The organism is Gordonibacter sp. (assembly GCF_036667095.1).
Classification (GTDB): domain Bacteria; phylum Actinomycetota; class Coriobacteriia; order Coriobacteriales; family Eggerthellaceae; genus Gordonibacter.
In genome coordinates this window covers 11,962-27,785 of record NZ_JAVWUP010000025.1, presented here as the reverse complement: position 1 = coordinate 27,785, position 15,824 = coordinate 11,962, and the positions used below count along the sequence as shown (strand labels likewise).

At 60.9% G+C, this 15,824-nt stretch carries 14 protein-coding genes; 12 read left to right on the top strand and 2 right to left on the bottom strand.

Going from position 1 to position 15,824, the window contains the following annotated elements:
* Positions 1–290 precede the first annotated feature (290 nt).
* The gene (locus RR842_RS04460) at positions 291–1,181 is read left to right on the top strand and encodes a LysR family transcriptional regulator (RefSeq protein WP_332514798.1); all 891 of its coding nucleotides are present in this window, start codon (positions 291–293) and stop codon (positions 1,179–1,181) included.
* Positions 1,182–1,248: 67 nt separating this feature from the next.
* Here the strand turns inward: RR842_RS04460 and RR842_RS04455 are convergent, their stop codons facing one another.
* Both RR842_RS04455 and RR842_RS04450 read right to left on the bottom strand, forming a co-directional pair.
* Positions 1,249–2,205 carry a DUF4179 domain-containing protein gene (locus RR842_RS04455; protein WP_332729094.1) on the bottom strand — a complete coding sequence of 319 codons (957 nt, stop codon included), beginning with the start codon at positions 2,203–2,205 and terminating at the stop codon, positions 1,249–1,251.
* 169 nt (positions 2,206–2,374) lie between these two features.
* Positions 2,375–2,872, bottom strand: coding sequence for a sigma-70 family RNA polymerase sigma factor (locus RR842_RS04450; protein WP_332729093.1), 498 nt, complete (start codon positions 2,870–2,872; stop codon positions 2,375–2,377).
* A gap of 436 nt (positions 2,873–3,308) precedes the next feature.
* On the opposite strand from RR842_RS04450, the gene RR842_RS04445 reads away from it, so the two are divergent.
* The 11 genes from RR842_RS04445 to RR842_RS04395 all read left to right on the top strand — a co-directional run bounded on the left by RR842_RS04445 (position 3,309) and on the right by RR842_RS04395 (position 15,812).
* On the top strand, positions 3,309–5,042 hold the full coding sequence (locus RR842_RS04445) for an MATE family efflux transporter (protein ID WP_332729091.1): 1,734 nt from the start codon (positions 3,309–3,311) through the stop codon (positions 5,040–5,042).
* 502 nt (positions 5,043–5,544) lie between these two features.
* On the top strand, positions 5,545–7,458 hold the full coding sequence (locus RR842_RS04440) for a proton-conducting transporter membrane subunit (RefSeq protein WP_332514628.1): 1,914 nt from the start codon (positions 5,545–5,547) through the stop codon (positions 7,456–7,458).
* Positions 7,459–7,476: 18 nt separating this feature from the next.
* Positions 7,477–8,346, top strand: a complete 870-nt coding sequence (locus RR842_RS04435; RefSeq protein ID WP_332514626.1) for a complex I subunit 1 family protein — start codon at positions 7,477–7,479, stop codon at positions 8,344–8,346.
* A 12-nt stretch (positions 8,347–8,358) separates the two neighbouring features.
* Entirely contained in the window at positions 8,359–8,802 is a 444-nt protein-coding gene (nuoB, locus tag RR842_RS04430; RefSeq protein WP_332512909.1) for an NADH-quinone oxidoreductase subunit NuoB, read from the top strand.
* Between the two features lie 5 nt (positions 8,803–8,807).
* A complete protein-coding gene (locus tag RR842_RS04425) occupies positions 8,808–9,386 on the top strand; it encodes an NADH-quinone oxidoreductase subunit C (protein WP_332522304.1) in 579 nt (192 codons plus the stop codon).
* A gap of 1 nt (position 9,387) precedes the next feature.
* Positions 9,388–10,476, top strand: a complete 1,089-nt coding sequence (locus RR842_RS04420) for a nickel-dependent hydrogenase large subunit (RefSeq protein WP_332512885.1) — start codon at positions 9,388–9,390, stop codon at positions 10,474–10,476.
* A gap of 6 nt (positions 10,477–10,482) precedes the next feature.
* A complete protein-coding gene (locus RR842_RS04415; protein WP_332512886.1) occupies positions 10,483–10,836 on the top strand; it encodes a 4Fe-4S dicluster domain-containing protein in 354 nt (117 codons plus the stop codon).
* 176 nt (positions 10,837–11,012) lie between these two features.
* Positions 11,013–11,684 (top strand): CDP-alcohol phosphatidyltransferase family protein, encoded by a 672-nt coding sequence (locus RR842_RS04410; protein ID WP_332553411.1) that lies wholly within the window; start codon positions 11,013–11,015, stop codon positions 11,682–11,684.
* A gap of 3 nt (positions 11,685–11,687) precedes the next feature.
* Entirely contained in the window at positions 11,688–14,039 is a 2,352-nt protein-coding gene (locus RR842_RS04405; protein ID WP_332729090.1) for a VanW family protein, read from the top strand.
* Between the two features lie 37 nt (positions 14,040–14,076).
* Positions 14,077–15,387, top strand: a complete 1,311-nt coding sequence (locus tag RR842_RS04400; protein WP_332729089.1) for a phenylacetate--CoA ligase — start codon at positions 14,077–14,079, stop codon at positions 15,385–15,387.
* Positions 15,384–15,812 carry an amino acid-binding protein gene (locus tag RR842_RS04395; RefSeq protein ID WP_332729088.1) on the top strand — a complete coding sequence of 143 codons (429 nt, stop codon included), beginning with the start codon at positions 15,384–15,386 and terminating at the stop codon, positions 15,810–15,812. Before RR842_RS04400 ends, RR842_RS04395 begins: the two co-directional genes overlap by 4 nt.
* The last annotated feature ends 12 nt before the right edge of the window (positions 15,813–15,824 follow it).

The following is a 15,824-nucleotide window of genomic DNA, read 5'->3' as shown; positions in this document are numbered from 1 at the left end:
TCGGTCATATGAGCTATGGTTTTGGGTTGATTACTACTGTAATGGGGACATACCACCGCAGAACAGGCCTCAGGCGTTCATGTTGCTGCGAACAAAAGCAGCGCTGCAAGGTATTTGGTGTAGGCTCTTCTCACGGACGCGCTCGACTTTCTCTTCTGTTTTCGCCCTCTTCTTCTGACGTTGGAATTTCGGGAATTTTGCCGCGCTAGTTTCCCATGTTGCTGTTAATTGCAAAAGCGAATGTTTATCATGGAGTCGATGATAAATTTGCATGCAGACCAAGCAGCTGCGTGGGAGCTGGGGAAGGTGGGGAAGTGGACGCGAACATCCAGAAGTACCAGGCGTTCGTCAAGACGGTTGAGTGCGGAAGCTTCACGAAGGCGGCCGAGGCGCTGTCGTACTCGCAGTCGGGCGTGAGCCGCATGATTGCCGACCTCGAGCGCGACTGGAAGGTGTCGCTTCTGGCGCGCAGTCGTGCGGGCGTGAGCCTTACCTCCGAGGGCTCGCGGTTGCTGCCGTTCGCGCAGAGCGTATGCGCCGAGTACGATAAGCTGCAGATGCAGGTGGACGACCTGGCGGGCATGCAGTCAGGGCTCATTCGCATCGGCACGTTCTCAAGCGTGGCCACGCACTGGCTGCCGAACATCATTCGCGCGTTTCGGGAGGACTACCCGAACATCGACTACGAGCTGGTGATGGGCGACTATTCCGAGATCGAGTCGTGGCTGCTCGACGGGCGCGTGGACTGCGGCTTCCTGCAGCTGCCGACGCATCCCGATTTGGAGGTGCTGCTGGCGGGCCGCGACGAGCTCATGGCCGTGGTACCTGAGGACCATCCCCTTGCTGCACGCGAGCGCATACCTGCCGAGGCGCTGTGCGACGATCCGTTCTTGCTGCTGCGGAAGGGCGACAACACCGTGGTTTCCGATGTGTTCGACCACGCCGGCCTGCGTCCGGATGTGCACTTCACCACGTGGGACGACTATGCCATCATGGCCATGGTCGAGTGCGGCTTGGGCGTGGGCATTCTTCCCGAGCTCATCTTGAAGCGCGTGCCGTACCGTATCGCGGTGCGCCCCCTTGCCGAGCCGGCCTTCCGCACCATTGGCTTGGCGCTAAGAAGCAAGGAAGGCGCCTCGCTGGCTACGAAGCGCTTCCTCGAGTACCTGGACTGCCGGTAGGGGAAATCGCGCCGCTCAAAAGACGGGGCCTTCCGCGCGGTGCTTGATCTGTCTGGTAGAAAAGGAGCTATGAACAGGTGATCTCTACGTCGCCCACGGTGACGGACCGTACATCGTCAAGATTGAGGAACTGGTCGAACATTACTGACTTTCGGCAGCGCGACAGATCCCCTTCCTGGGAGAGGCCTTCGCTCATGTATAGCTGCACAAGCTCGACGTGTGACCCGTCTTTCATGTTCAGCACGAGGGGAAGTTTTGCGAATCGGTCGTACTCGCTTTCGTTGTGATCGGACATCCGGCCTGATTCCTGTTGCTCTATGCTGGGCGTGCCCTTGACGGTGTAGCTTACGTTGATGGCTATGGGCGAGAGCGTAACTTGATCGATGCTCGCTTTCATGTTCGAAACAACGCAGGGCTTGTTTACGTTGATGCTCTTCGATGTGTCTTCGTAATTCACCACGAACTTCATTTTCCACGAGCCGTTTGAGACGGTTTCGGGGTCGCCTTCGCCGCTATGCATGACCAGCTTGCCGAAGTCCACATGCAGGGTTTTACCGATGATGGTATCGCCCTCTGCCATGTTTGCCATGCATTGCGAAACGTACTGTATGGCGTTGTCCCCCGGTACCGCATCGAAGAAATAGCCGCTTCCTCCGCCTCCCTGCGATTCGTAGGCGGCCGCTACCGCCCCTTCGAAGAAAAGTGGCAGGTATCCGTTCTCAAGCGGCTCTACATCGAAGGGCGTGCCGTCGTCCTTCTCCACGTTGTATACGATGACGTAGTTGAACTTGTCGCCGATGATGGAGTCGGCGGTGACAGTGATGCCGTCGGCGGAGGCCGACGCCCCGATGGGTCGCCCGATCTTCTCGACAATCTCGGTTTGTGCTGGCGGCCCGCCGAACACGTCGTCGAACGCCGCCGTCACGCCGCGCAGCGCCCCGGTGGCGTAAGCAGCGCCTCCGAGAGCCACCACGAACGCTGCGGCCAACCCGCAGGCCGCAGCCACACGCCAGGTTTGGCGCATAGGACTCCGGTGGCACGGTGAGGCGCTTTTCGTATCCGAGGCACCTTGCCCAGACGCAGTCCTTTGTTCCTGCCGCGTATCGCGCGTCGTAGTCTCCCGGGCCTCCGCCAAATCGCGTGCCATACGTGTCTTTGCTTCTTCGGAGAACTTCAACTGACTCATGGCTTCTTTATATTCCCCGCTCACCATAGACTCCTTTCAAAACCGTACGCAGCTTTGCGCGCCCTCGGCTCAAATGCGCACTTACGGCGGCAATGCTGCGACCGGTGAGTTCCGCTATCTCGCTTACGGAGTATCCTTCGAAATAGTGCAGGTAGATGGCCTCGCGGTACTTGGGCGGCAAGGCCATGACCTCGTCGAGCACGCCGCTTTCGGGCGGCGATGGTGCCGCTGCTTCGGCCGCTGTATCCAGGCCCACGGTCTTGCGGCGAAACCCGCCGCGCAACGCGTCCTTGCAGGCGTTCGCCGTGGTGCGGATGATCCAGGCTTTCTCGTGGACCGGCCCGTCGAAGTCCGGTTTCGCACGTAAAAGCTTGAGGAAGACCGTCTGACAGATATCCTGCGCGTCGTGCGTGGACTTCAGGTAGGTGTAGCTCAACCGCAAGACGAGATCGGAGTAGGCTCTCACCAACCGCTCTGTCTCCTCTTGGTAGGAATGCTCTTCCATATGCGCTCTATCTTTCGGTGGAATCGGGTCGGCTTCTGCAGTGGCCGGACTCTCGCAATACTGCTTCATCCTACAATACGAACCAGCGAACCATATCCTGACAGGGATTCGGAATATCTTCGGATGCAGCCGACGCGTGTGCCTTGCATGCCGAACAACGAAAGAGGAGGCAGCGGGGGCATCGGCGCAGATGCCCCTTGTCTCGCGGTGTGCTCTCCCGTATACTTTCTCATCGTTCGGGATGACCCGAATCCTGAAGACGTCGAGCCCTGCTCAGCAGGAAGTTCCGGCTTCGGGTTCTGTCTGCCGGGACAACCCGGATAATACCGCGATCAGAGGTACGTGCCGCCGCCGCGCACGCAACGGCGTATATTGTGCGTTCCAGATCGCTTGCATGCAGGTGGAGCAAGAGTTGCCTACGGAGAGGACGGAGTCCGTGAAAGGTACGGAACCCAGGCAGGAGCGGGCGCAAGACGCGCCGCGGGCCGCACAGGGAAACAATAAGGATGCGAACGCACGGCAGACGCTGGCAACGGGGCAAGCGCCGCAAGCGGCGACCGAGGGCCAGGCGCAGGACGCGCTCGAGGCCATGAGCGACGCAACCCTGTCCGCGCCAAGCGGGCGGGAGCAGCAGATAGCAGCCGAGAAGCCTTTCGAGCATCGTCCCGCTCTCGACACCGGCGACCTGGAAGTCGCCGTGCCGGTCGAGCGCACCGAGAACCAGCGTGCGGGTGATGCCAAGATCACGCGCATGGGCACGGACAGTACGCTGAAGCTTCTGCTGGAGTTCTCTGTCCCGGCGGTGGTGGGCGTGCTGGTACAAACGCTCTACAACGTCATCGATGCGATGTACGTGGGTGCGGCGGTAGGTGCCGATGGTTTGGCGGCCACGACGGTGGCGAACCCTGCCATGACGTTCATGGTGGCCATAGCCATGCTGGTGGGCGTGGGCGGAAACGCGCTCGCAGCCATCAAGCTGGGCGAACGCAAGAAGCGCGTGGCCGAGCGCGTGCTGGGCAACAGCTTCGTGTTGCTGCTGGTGGCGGGCGTCATCGTGTGGATCGTGGGCCTCGTAGCGCTCGATCCCATCCTGCGCGCCTCAGGTGCAGACGACGTGGTGTTGCCGCATGCACACGCTTTCATGATCGTGATCGTTGCGGGCTGTCCCCTGCAGTTCATCGCGTTCGGCATGAACAACTTCATCCGTACCGCGGGGCACCCGAACCGGGCACTGGGCTCTATGCTTATCGGCACGGGAGCAAACGTGGTGCTGGGCTACCTGTTCGTCATGGTGTTGGACGGCGGCATGACCGGTGCTGCCTTGGCAACGGTGTGCTCGTGGGCGCTGTCGGCGGCATTCGTCATGCAATTCTTCTTGGCGCGCAAGTCACCCATGCCCTTGCGTCGCGTGTCGCTGGGCATCAAGGCCAAGGTGGCCTTGCGTATCTGCGCGCTGGGCGTGGCGCCGGCAGTGATGGAATTGGGATTCGCCGTGTCCAACATGATCATGAACAACCTGCTGATGAGCTTCGGCGCGCACGACGCTCTCGGCTCGGACGGAGCGCTTGCCGTGATGCGCGTGCTCTCGGCGGTGGGCCTGTTCACCATCATGCCCTCCATGGGCATCGCCATGGGCGCGCAGCCCATCATCGGCTACAACTACGGTGCGCGGAACTTCGGACGCATGAAACGCACGCTCGGGCAGGCTATCGTGCTGGGCGTGGCTATCACCACGCCGCTGTGGCTGTCGGTCCTGTTCCTGCCCGACATGTACTCGCATATGTTCAGTCTGCCGGCGGAGTACCTCGACATAACTGCATGGGCGCTCGTGGCCTACCTGGTATTCATCCCGATCATCCCGGTGTCGCTGATCGGGTCGAACTACTTCGATGCCACCGGTCAGGCATTCAAAGCCACGGTGCTCACGCTGACGCGTCAGATACTGTTCTTCATCCCGCTGTTGCTGAGCGCGCCTTATATACTGCCAGGCCTGCTCGGCATCACGCCGCTGCAAAGCCTGTTTCTGGCCCCGTCTATCTCGGATATCACGTCTATCCTGGTCGTGCTGACGTTCCTTGCATTTGAGTGGAGGCGGTTGAGGAAGTTGGAGCTAGGGGAGCAGCGGGCGGTCGCGCAGCAGGTTGGCGAGTTGGAAACGGGGGAGCGCTAGGATCGTTTGATCTTCCGAGCTCGTTCGTTGCCGTGAGATTTCGACCAAGGTACGATTGCGGGATCGCTTCGCTATAAAGATCATGGAAAGCATCATGGACAAAATTGGGCTTCAGGGTCGCAAAAAACAGCGATTTCGAAGGTGATTTCTTCCTGTCCGGGATAAAAGGCCAGGTCGTAGATTTTCGCAAACCCATCTGAGTTGTGACGCAATGCCCCGAAGCCCTATTTTGTCCACGGGCGACATGGCGCAATCCTCCGAAATTGTTCAAATGCACAATTTTCAAAAAAGCCCGGTAGGAGCCAAGCGACCGCCTGCCCGGGCTTTTCTGCCGCTTCCGGCGGTGCGCGGTGCCTGCTTGCCCCTTTTACCGAGCAAATCCCCCTCAACCTGGCCCATGAGAAGCCTGGTTTGCTTTTCTTTGCTAAAGTGGCGGCAGCGGCACAGGCCGCTTTTGTTCGCTCGTTTTCCGACTCTATGCAAAGGGGGAAGCTACGTGGCTATGCTCGGGTTCTTAATCCTTTTCCCGCTGGTTGTTGCCGCTGTGTTGCTGGTGGCACGCAACAACCGGGCGAGAAACGTGATTGTGGGCGCCTCGGCGCTCATCATCGGCTTGGTATCCATCGGGCTGGTGGTCGCTTATCTGGGAGCGCCGTGGATCTCGTTTGAGTTCTCGTCGCCCGTCGTCGACTACGCCTGCTCCGCGGTCACCTTGGCTGTTGGCGCTGCCATCGTGTACTACGGCATCCGCTACAAGAATGTAGGCGCGCTCGTGCTCGCCGTCGTCCAAGTCGTGGGCGCGCTGGTGTTCGAGTTCGTCTTCGCGCATGGGGTCGAGGTACCCCAGGCCCTTTATCTTGACTCCCTGTCGCTGCTCATGGCGTTTATTATCGGCGTTATCGGCTCGGGTATCTGCGTGTATGCGCTCGGCTACATGGAAGATTTCCAGAAGCACGAGCCCGAGGGTGCCAAAGATCGCCGCCCGGTGTTCTTCGCGCTCATGTTCGTGTTCCTGTCTGCCATGTTCCTGATTGTCTTCTCGAACAACATGGTATGGATGTTCACGGGCTGGGAAGTCACCACGGTGTGCTCATTCCTCCTGATCGCCTATACGCGCACCGACGAGGCGATAAAAAATGCGTTTCGCCAGATCATCATGAACCTTTTGGGCGGTATCGGCTTCCTCGTGGCGCTATATGTATGCGCCATTCAGATAGGCACGCTGTCGCTTTTGGAGTTTTTGCAGTTCGGCGTGCAAAACCCGATGCTCGTGGTGCTGCCGGCGACGGCGCTTGCGTTCGCGGGCCTCACGAAGGCCGCGCAGATGCCGTTCCACACGTGGCTTCTGGGCGCTATGGTTGCCCCGACGCCCACCTCGGCGCTGTTGCACTCCTCCACGATGGTGAAGGCCGGCGTCTTTTTGCTGGTGAAGCTGGCGCCTATCTTCCTGGTGTGCCCGGTTCCCTCGCTCATGGTCATCCTTGTGGGCGGCATCACGTTCACGCTGTGCTCGTTCATGGCCATCTCGCAAACGAACGCCAAGCGCGTGCTCGCGTACTCCACTATCGCGAACCTGGGCCTGATCGCGGCCTGCGCGGGCGTGGGTACTCCCGAGGCCGTTTGGGCTGCCGCCTTCCTCATTCTGTTCCATGCTATTGCGAAGTCCCTGCTGTTCTTGTGCGTGGGCACGGCCGAGCATCATATCGGCAGCCGCGACATCGAGGACATGGACCTCTTGTTCGAGCGCATGCCGCGCCTGGCGCGCTTCATGATGCTGGGCATCATGTGCATGTTCATCGCGCCTTTCGGCATGCTGGTGGCGAAGTGGGCCACGCTCGTGTCGTTCGTGGATACTGGCCAAGTGGCGCTTATCCTGCTGCTGGCGTTCGGCTCGGCCGCTACGTTCATGTTCTGGGCCAAGTGGCTGGGTAAGCTCTCCGGTATCGCCGGCCAGCCTGAGAACGTTGAGACAACCGTGCATAAGAGCGAATGGGCATCCATCATGCTCATGGCCGTGCTCGTCGTTGTTGGCTGCGTGTGCCTGCCCATCATCTCCTGGATCATCGTCGAGCCCTATGTGTACAGCGTGTTCGGCACGCTCGGCCAGGACATTGCCTCGACGAACCTGTGGATCGCTTCCATTGCGGCGGCGCTCGTTGCCATCGTGCTGTTCGCGGGGCTTGGCCGCAACAAGGCCAAGAAGGCGGACATCTACCTTGCGGGCGTCGGGCTCGACAACGCCGAGCGCACCTACAAGAACTCGCTGTCAGGCGAGACCACCGCAACCGCGCGCAACTGGTATCTCGAAGGCATCTTCGGGGAGAAGCGCATCGCGCCGGTAGGCACCATCATCTGCTCTGTTGCCATCATCGTGGCGTTCGCGGCTGCTGCCGTGGCACTGCCGGGACTGTTCTAGGAAAGGGTGTGATCTGACATGTCTTTGCTTTTCGCTCTCATCGGCACCCTTGTTTTCGCCATCGTGGCACCCGTCCTCGGCTGCCTGCTGGCCGGTATCGACCGCAAGATCACGGCACGCATGCAGGGCCGCGTGGGGCCTCCGCTTTTGCAGCCGTACTACGACGTGCGCAAGCTCTTGGAGAAGGACAACGTGTCCGTCAACTCCACCGAAGGCACCTACATCACCTGTGCGCTGGTGTTCACCCTGCTTGCAGGCGGCATCTTCTACTCGGGTGGCAACCTGCTCATGAGCGTGTTTGTGATTACGCTCTCGGCGCTGTTCTTCATCGTGGCCGCGTATTCCACGCGCAGCCCCTACGCCGAGATCGGCGCGAACCGCGAGACGCTGCAGGTCATGGCATACGAGCCGATGGTGTTGTTCATGGCAGTGGCGTTCTATATGGCGGCTGGCACGTTCAACTCCGCCGGTGTGTTGTCGCTTGACGCGCCTGTCATCACGAATATCTGGCTGGTGTTCCTGGGCTTCCTGTTCATCCTCACCATCAAGCTGCGCAAGTCGCCCTTCGATCTGTCGTATTCCCACCATGCCCACCAAGACATCGTCAAGGGCATCACCACCGAGATGAGCGGCAAGACCCTGGCTAAGGTCGAGGTCATGCACTGGTGCGAGAACGTGTTGTTCCTGGGTTGGACGGGCCTGTTCTTCATTTGGGGAAACCCGATTTCTTTCCTGATCGCGCTCGTGGTTATTGCAGTGGTGTACTTCTTGGAAATCTGGATCGACAACAACTTCGCGCGTGTGAAGTGGCAGCTGCTGCTGAAGTCGTCCTGGGCCGTGGCATTCGTCGCAGGCTTCGTCAACATCGCCGTCTTGGCGTTTCTGTAAAGGAGGGCGTATATGACGTATGCAACCAAATCGCCGTGGGTCATCCACTACGATGCCTCCAGCTGTAACGGCTGCGACATCGAGGTGCTGGCCGCGCTCTGCCCCGGCTATGACGTGGAGCGCTTCGGCATCATCAACACGGGCAACCCCAAGCACGCCGACATCTTCCTGGTTACCGGCAGCGTGAACGAGCAGAACATCGAGGTAGTGAAAGAGATCTACAACCAGATGATCGAGCCGAAAGTGGTCATCGCGTGCGGTATCTGCGCCTGCTCGGCTGGTATATTCCACGATTGCTACAACGTCATCGGCGGCGTTGACCAAGCCATTCCGGTGGACGTGTATGCTCCGGGTTGCGCCGTGCGCCCCGAGGCTATCATCGACGCCGTCGTACAGGGCCTAGGGATTCTCGACGAGAAGTCGAAAGCCCTCAAGGCCCAGAAGAAAGGGGCGTAAAAACCATGGCATTCGAGACGACGTTTTCACCCCTGACCGTCGAGGACTTGTCGGCTACTGCCCGTGCTCGTAGGGCGGATGGCTGGCGCTTCGTGCAGATGCTCTGTGTGAACACCGAAGACGGCATCGACATGATCTATTCGTTCATGAAGGACGCCCTCCTGGAGAACCTCACCATCAAGGGCGTGAAGAAGGGGACGACCATCCCCAGCATTACCGATGAGTTCATCGAGGCGTTCGTGTTCGAGAACGAGTCGCACGACCTGTTTGGCGTGGACATCCAGGGCATCGCCATCGATTTCGGCGGCAACTTCTATGCGCTGTCGCAAAAAGAACCCATGACCATCATCTCGCCCGAGCAGAAGGCTGCGCGCGACAAGGCGGCCAAGATCGCCGCTGCCAAGGCTGAGAAGGCGAAGAAGGCCGCTACAGAGACCGCTTCTGCCGCGGAGGCCGACCAGGAGGCCGAGATCGAGGCGAAGATTGCCGGACTCGACCCCGAGAAGGCCGCCAAGGTGCGCGCCGCCATGGAAGCCAAAGCCGCCAAGGCCGCGGCAGCTGCAAGCGAAAGGTCAGGTGAGTAGCATGGGAAAGGCGACCGTCATCCCGTTCGGCCCCCAGCACCCGGTGCTGCCCGAACCCCTCCATCTCGACCTGGTGGTCGAGGACGAGACCGTTATCGAGGCCATCCCGCAGATCGGGTTCATCCACCGCGGCTTGGAGAAGCTGGTCGAGACGCGTGATTACAACCAGTTCATCTACGTGGCCGAGCGCATCTGCGGCATCTGTGCCTTCGGGCATTCCATGGGCTATGCCGAGACCGTCGAGCGCCTCATGGGCGTCGAGATTCCCGAGCGTGCGGAGTACCTGCGCGTCATCTGGCACGAGCTCTCTCGTGTGCACTCCCATGTGCTGTGGATGGGGCTCGCCGCCGATGCGTTTGGCTACGAGAGCCTGTTCATGCACTGCTGGCGCTTGCGCGAGCGCGTGCTGGACGTGTTCGAGAAGACCACCGGCGGCCGCGTCATCTTCTCGGTCGTGAAGGTAGGCGGTGTCGTGCGCGATATGGACGCATCGCAACTTGCCGAGATGAAGCGCGTGCTGGAGGGTATCAAGGACGACTACACCCAGCTCTGCAATGCGTTTCTGAAGGACACCTCGGTGAAGAACCGCACCGTGGGCGTAGGGCACATCACCCACGAGAGTGCGGTGGCGCAGAGCATGGTGGGACCGTTCGCCCGCGCCTCCAACGTGAACAACGACGCGCGTATGCTGGGCAACGGCGGCTACGGCAGGCTTGCCGACTTTCAGCCCATCTTGGACACACAGGGTGACTGCTACGCCCGTGTGAAGGTGCGTGCGCTCGAGGTACTGCAGTCCATCTCGATCATCGATGAAATGATCGCCAAGATTCCCGCCGGCGACATAGCTGTCGAGGTAAAAGGCTCGCCGGCTGCTGGTGCCCAGGCGGTCAATCTCGTGGAGCAGCCTCGTGGCGAGTGCTATTACTACGCACGCGGCAACGGTACGAAGTTCCTGGAGCGCATGCGTATGCGCACGCCCACGTCGCAGAACCTGGCCGGCATGGCCACGGCGCTGGCGGGGTGCGACCTTGCCGATGTCAACATGATTGTACTGACCATCGACCCCTGCATCAGCTGCACGGAAAGGTAGGCGAAGATGGGATCGTTCAAACTGGGAAAAATGACGCTCAAGTCGCTGTTCGGCAAGCCTGAGACTACCCAGTACCCGGCCGAGCAGAAAACGCCCCCGCCAGGCTTAAAGGGGCACGTGACCAACGACGTGGACAACTGCATCCTGTGCGGCATCTGCGTGAAGCGCTGTCCCTGCACCGCCATTACGGTAGACAAGCCGGGCCGTACCTGGGCCATCAACCGCTTTCGCTGCGTGCAGTGCGGCACCTGCGTGAGGGAATGCCCCAAGCAGTGCCTGGTCATGGAGCCCACCTATGCGCCGGCTGCCACGAAGAAGCACGAGGACGTCTACGAGGTGCCCGAGACGGTGAAGGCATAGTTGGAAAAGGTGCGAAGGGTACGCACGCGCAGCTTGCTCGTGCATGAAACCTGCTAAAATAGCGTTTGTCAGCAAGGAACCGGGCCTCGTGCCCGGTTTTTGCATCGAGCGCAAGGAGCCGGGACTGCGATACGCGGGCCGGCTGCAGGCAGGGTGCACACCGAGAGAAGAGGATCATGTCCAAGAACGACAACCAGCAGGAAAAGCCCGATGCACAAGAGGCGAGCAGCCGGATATTCACTATCCCGAACTTTATCTCGTTTGTCCGCTTGTGCCTGGTTCCTGTCTTCTTGGTGCTGCTGTTCAGCGGCCACAACCTCATGGCGACGTTTTTGTTCGCTTTGGCTGCGGGTACCGACTGGGTGGACGGGCAGATCGCCCGTCGCACGAACAGCGTGTCGAAACTGGGCCAGCTGCTCGATCCGGCGGTAGATCGCATCCTCATGATAGCCGGCGTGGCGGGACTGTTCTTCGTTGGGCGCCTGCCGCTTTGGATCATCGCGGTCGTGCTCGTGCGCGATCTGCTGCTTTTGGTGGGCGGCGCCGTTCTTATAAAGCGCTACCGCATACGCGTTCCGGTGGTGTATGTGGGCAAGGTGGCTACGACGCTGCTATTCGTCGGGTTTGCAGGCCTGCTTTTGAACTGGCCGCTGATCGCCGGGTTGGGCGTGGTCGATGTGTCGTGGCTGCCAGGATTTTCGGGCGAGACCTATTCGTGGGGTATTTGGTTCGTGTATGTGGGCATCGTGCTTGCCTTGGTCACCACGGTGCATTATGCGGCATCGGCAGTGGCTCAGGTACGTGCGGCTGTACGCACCTCCGAGAGCGCGCCTGCGGAGCAGCGGTAGGACATGGCTGACCGGATGCCTGGAAACGACGGGGGAGCGCACAGGAGCCGCACGTCCCCGCAAGCCCGCCCTTCGGTGAACGGTGGGCGGCGCGTGCGTTCTGCTGCGGACGTGCCGCCCGCGACGCAGAAGCCTGCATCGCGCCCATCTAAACCTGCCTCAAGCACGCCTGCGTCTAAGCCGGGCGCGCGTCCTGCACGACGCCAAGCACAAGCGGTACCTAAAAGCCGCACGTCCCGTGCGGCATCTGCTCCCGTGCAGGGTGCCTCCTACAACACCCCTTCGCTTTGGACGAAAAACGCTGCTCCAGGCACTTCGGAGAAAAACCTGTTCCAGCGCATACTCTCTGTTGTTGGGCGTGTGCTGTTGTCGCTGCTTGCGCTCGTAGGCCACGGCATCGCGTGGATCGGTCGGGCGATCGTCTCGCTGGTCTCGCGCAGTCGTGTGGCACTGGTCGTGACCGTGCTCGTCGCCGCTCTCGTCGCCGGAGGCTTGGTGGACCTGGGAATGAACTGGGGTCGCGCCTATGCAGGCGTCCGCATAGGCGAGATAGACGTTTCGGGCAAGTCTGCCCAAGATATGCGCGCGCTGGTGGAGCAGACCTATGGCCCACGGCTGGCTTCCGGGTCGGCCACCATCTACGCCAGCGACGATGCAGCAGCTAAGGTTGCCGACGAGCTCGCCCGCGCCCAAGACGTGGCCACTGCCGAGCAGCAGTCCGTCGAACAGGCCCAGGCGAACAAGCAGTTGTGGACAGCGAGCGCCGACTCGCTTTCTGCAACGCTGCCCATCGACGAGATGGTGGACGAGGCCATGGCTGTGGGCCGTGAGCAGGGCGGGCTTTTCGGCCGTGTCGGCGCCCTGCTGACCGGCCAGGTCGTGGAGGTACGGGCTGCCTACGGCGATGCCCCGCTGGAAAGTCTTGCCTCCGACATCGATGCGACTTTGGGCAACCCACGGGTGGACTTCGACATCGTGGTGCACGGCGGCGTTGCCGAGGTGAGTGACGGCTACGACGGCAACATGGTCGAACGGGATAAGCTGACTCGCGAGCTGGACCGGGCGCTGCTTGACGACGCCCAGGGCAAAGGCTCGTTTGTCGCACGGGTCGAATACGCGCCCCTGCGCATCGACCATGCGGCTGCACAGGCGGTTTGCGACCAGGTAAACAGTGCCATAGCGCCCGGTGCACGATTCACGTATGCGGGTTCCTTTTGGGATGCATCAAGCACCGACTTGGGCGAATGGGTGAAGACGAGCGTTGAGAAACGCGATGAGGGATGGAGCCTCATTCCCTCCCTCGACGAAGAACGTGCGAAACCGGTTGTTCTGGCTCATGTGCAGCAGGGCGCGAGCAACGAGGAGCTGAAGGTGCTCTTCGAACGCAAGGGCGACGACGTGCAGGTTCATACCGACACGTCCCATACGATCCCGTTGATTGCCGAGACGATGTCCACGCTCAACCGCGTGTTGTTCGACGCCTCAGACGGCGCACCGTCTGAGGTACCCCCTCGCCCGTCGTCTGCCAGCGCCGTACGCCCCGCAGAGGGGCAGCCAGTCGAGGTGGCCGTCGGAAGCGGTCCGGCACCGGCCACTACCTCATTCGACGAGGCGCTGTCGCTGGGCATCATCTCCCCGATATCCTCCTACACCACCGAATACACGAAGAAGGCGGGCACAGAGAACCGCAACCACAACATCCACCTAGCCTCCGATCTGCTGAACAACTCAATCGTGAAGTCCGACGGTATCTGGTCGTTTAACGGCACGACGGGCAATTGCAATGCGGAAAAGGGCTTCCTCGGTGCAGGAGCCATCATCAACGGCGAGTACGACGATGCCATCGGTGGCGGTATCTGCCAGGTGGCCACGACCGTGTTCAACGCCGTGTACGATTCGGGCTTCCCGGTAGTGGAGCGGCATAACCACTCCCTGCATATGTCTAGCTACCCCGACGGGCGCGATGCGGCTGTCAGCTGGGGCGAGCTCGATTTCCAGTGGAAAAACGACAGCACGTCGGACGTGTTGGTGCGCCTGAGTTACACCGACACGTCGGTGACGGTCGTGCTGTACGGCATAAACCCCGGCTATCGCGTGAAAACTGAGGTCGGGCAGTGGGCCGAGGGCGCCAAATACAAGACCAAGGTCGAGTACGACGAATCCATGGCGGCTGGCACCAGTTATGTGAAGACGGCCGGGGCCGACGGCAGCAGTATCACCGTCGTCCGTACGGTGACGTCCGCTACGGGAGAAACCCTGCGCCAGGACGTGTTCGACTCGAACTACAGCCCGCTCGGCGAGGTCGTGGTCGCCGCCCCCGGTGTCGAGGTGAAGCCCCATAACGCCGCATCGTAAGGGCGGCGCTTTGATAGAGAGAAGAAGGGAAGATCACGTGTATTATCAGCCTGATATCGAGACCATGCCGGTAGAGCAGCTACGCGAGCTCCAGCTTGCACGCATGCAGAAGACCATGGGCCACGCCTTTGACAACGTGGAATTCTACCGCAATTCGCTCAAGGAGGCAGGTGTCCTGCCCGGCGACCTTAAAAGCCTCGACGACCTCGCGGATTTCCCGTTCGTCGTGAAGCAGAACATGCGCGATGCTTATCCGTTCGGGCTGTTCGCCGTGCCGCAGAAGGATGTCGCGCGCATCCACGCATCGTCCGGCACGACGGGGCAGGCGACGGTCGTGGGCCACACGGCGGCCGACCTCAAGAACTGGGGCGACTGCTTCGCCCGCGGCATCTACATGGTGGGGGGCAACGCGAACTCCACCATCCAGGTGTCCTACGGCTACGGCCTGTTCTCCGGCGGTTTGGGTGCGCATGCTGGCGGCGAGGCCGTGGGCTGCACGGTCATCCCCATCAGTTCAGGCAACACGAAGCGCCAGATCCAGATGATGATGGATCTCGGTACCGACATCCTTGCCTGCACGCCGTCCTATGCCCTGCTCATTGCCGACACCGCCATCGAGATGGGCTACGATCCGGCTACGGAGCTCAAGATCTCGGCGGGCATCTTCGGTGCAGAGCCGGCGTCGGAGAGCATGCGCGACGACATTCGCGCCAAGCTGGGTATCCAGTACTGCGACGTGTACGGCTTGTCCGAGGTCATGGGGCCGGGTGTTGCCATGGAGTGCGCAGAGGGCAGTGGTTTGCACGTGGCCGAGGACCAGTTCTATGCCGAGATCGTAAACCCCGATACGCTGCGTCCTGTGCCGGACGGCACGTATGGCGAGCTGGTATTCACCACGCTCGCGCGCACCTGCTGTCCGCTGGTGCGCTACCGCACGCGCGATGTCACGCGCATCGTGCCCGGCACCTGCGGCTGCGGGCGTACTCACCGCAAGATCGACCGCATCGTGGGACGTACCGACGACATGCTCATCATTCGCGGCGTGAACGTGTTCCCCTCGCAGATCGAGCAGGTTATCGTCGAGTTCCCCGAGATCGCGGCACAGTACCAGATCGTGCTTACCAGCAAGGGCCCGCTCGATCGCGTCGAACTGAAGATCGAGACCGTGCCCGACTTCCCGTTCGACGAGATCCGCAAGCTCGAAGATCTGAAGCGCCGCCTCGCTGGCGAGCTGAAGAGCAACTTGCAGATTTCTGTGGACATCAAGCTTGTCGAGCCCAAGACCATCGAGCGTAGCGAAGGTAAGGCAAAGCGCATCATTGACCTAAGAGAAGGGGGCCGCGCATGATTTCCCAGTTGACCGTTTTCCTCGAGAATGAGAAGGGCCGTCTGGCCGCAGCCTGTCGCACCGTGGCAGATGCTGGCATCAACATGCATTCCCTAAACCTGGCCGATACGGCCGATTTCGGCGTAGTGCGCATGCTCGTCGATACGCCCGAGGCTGCAGCCGAGGTGCTGCGCGCAGCCGGCTACCGCGCGACGGTAACGCCGGTGCTGGGCGTGCGCGTGCCCAACGTCCCCGGCGGCTTAGCCTTGCTGTTGGAATTCATGGATGCCCAGGCGGCGAACATCGAATACGGCTATTGTTTTTCCGTGAACGAAGGCACTGCCATTGACGTGCTCAAGGTGGACGGCGATAGTAGGATCGAGGAGAAGTTGACCGCCGCCGGCTTCGAGCCGGTCCGACCGGAAGATATATATGCGCTTGACTAAAGCAATAGAGCA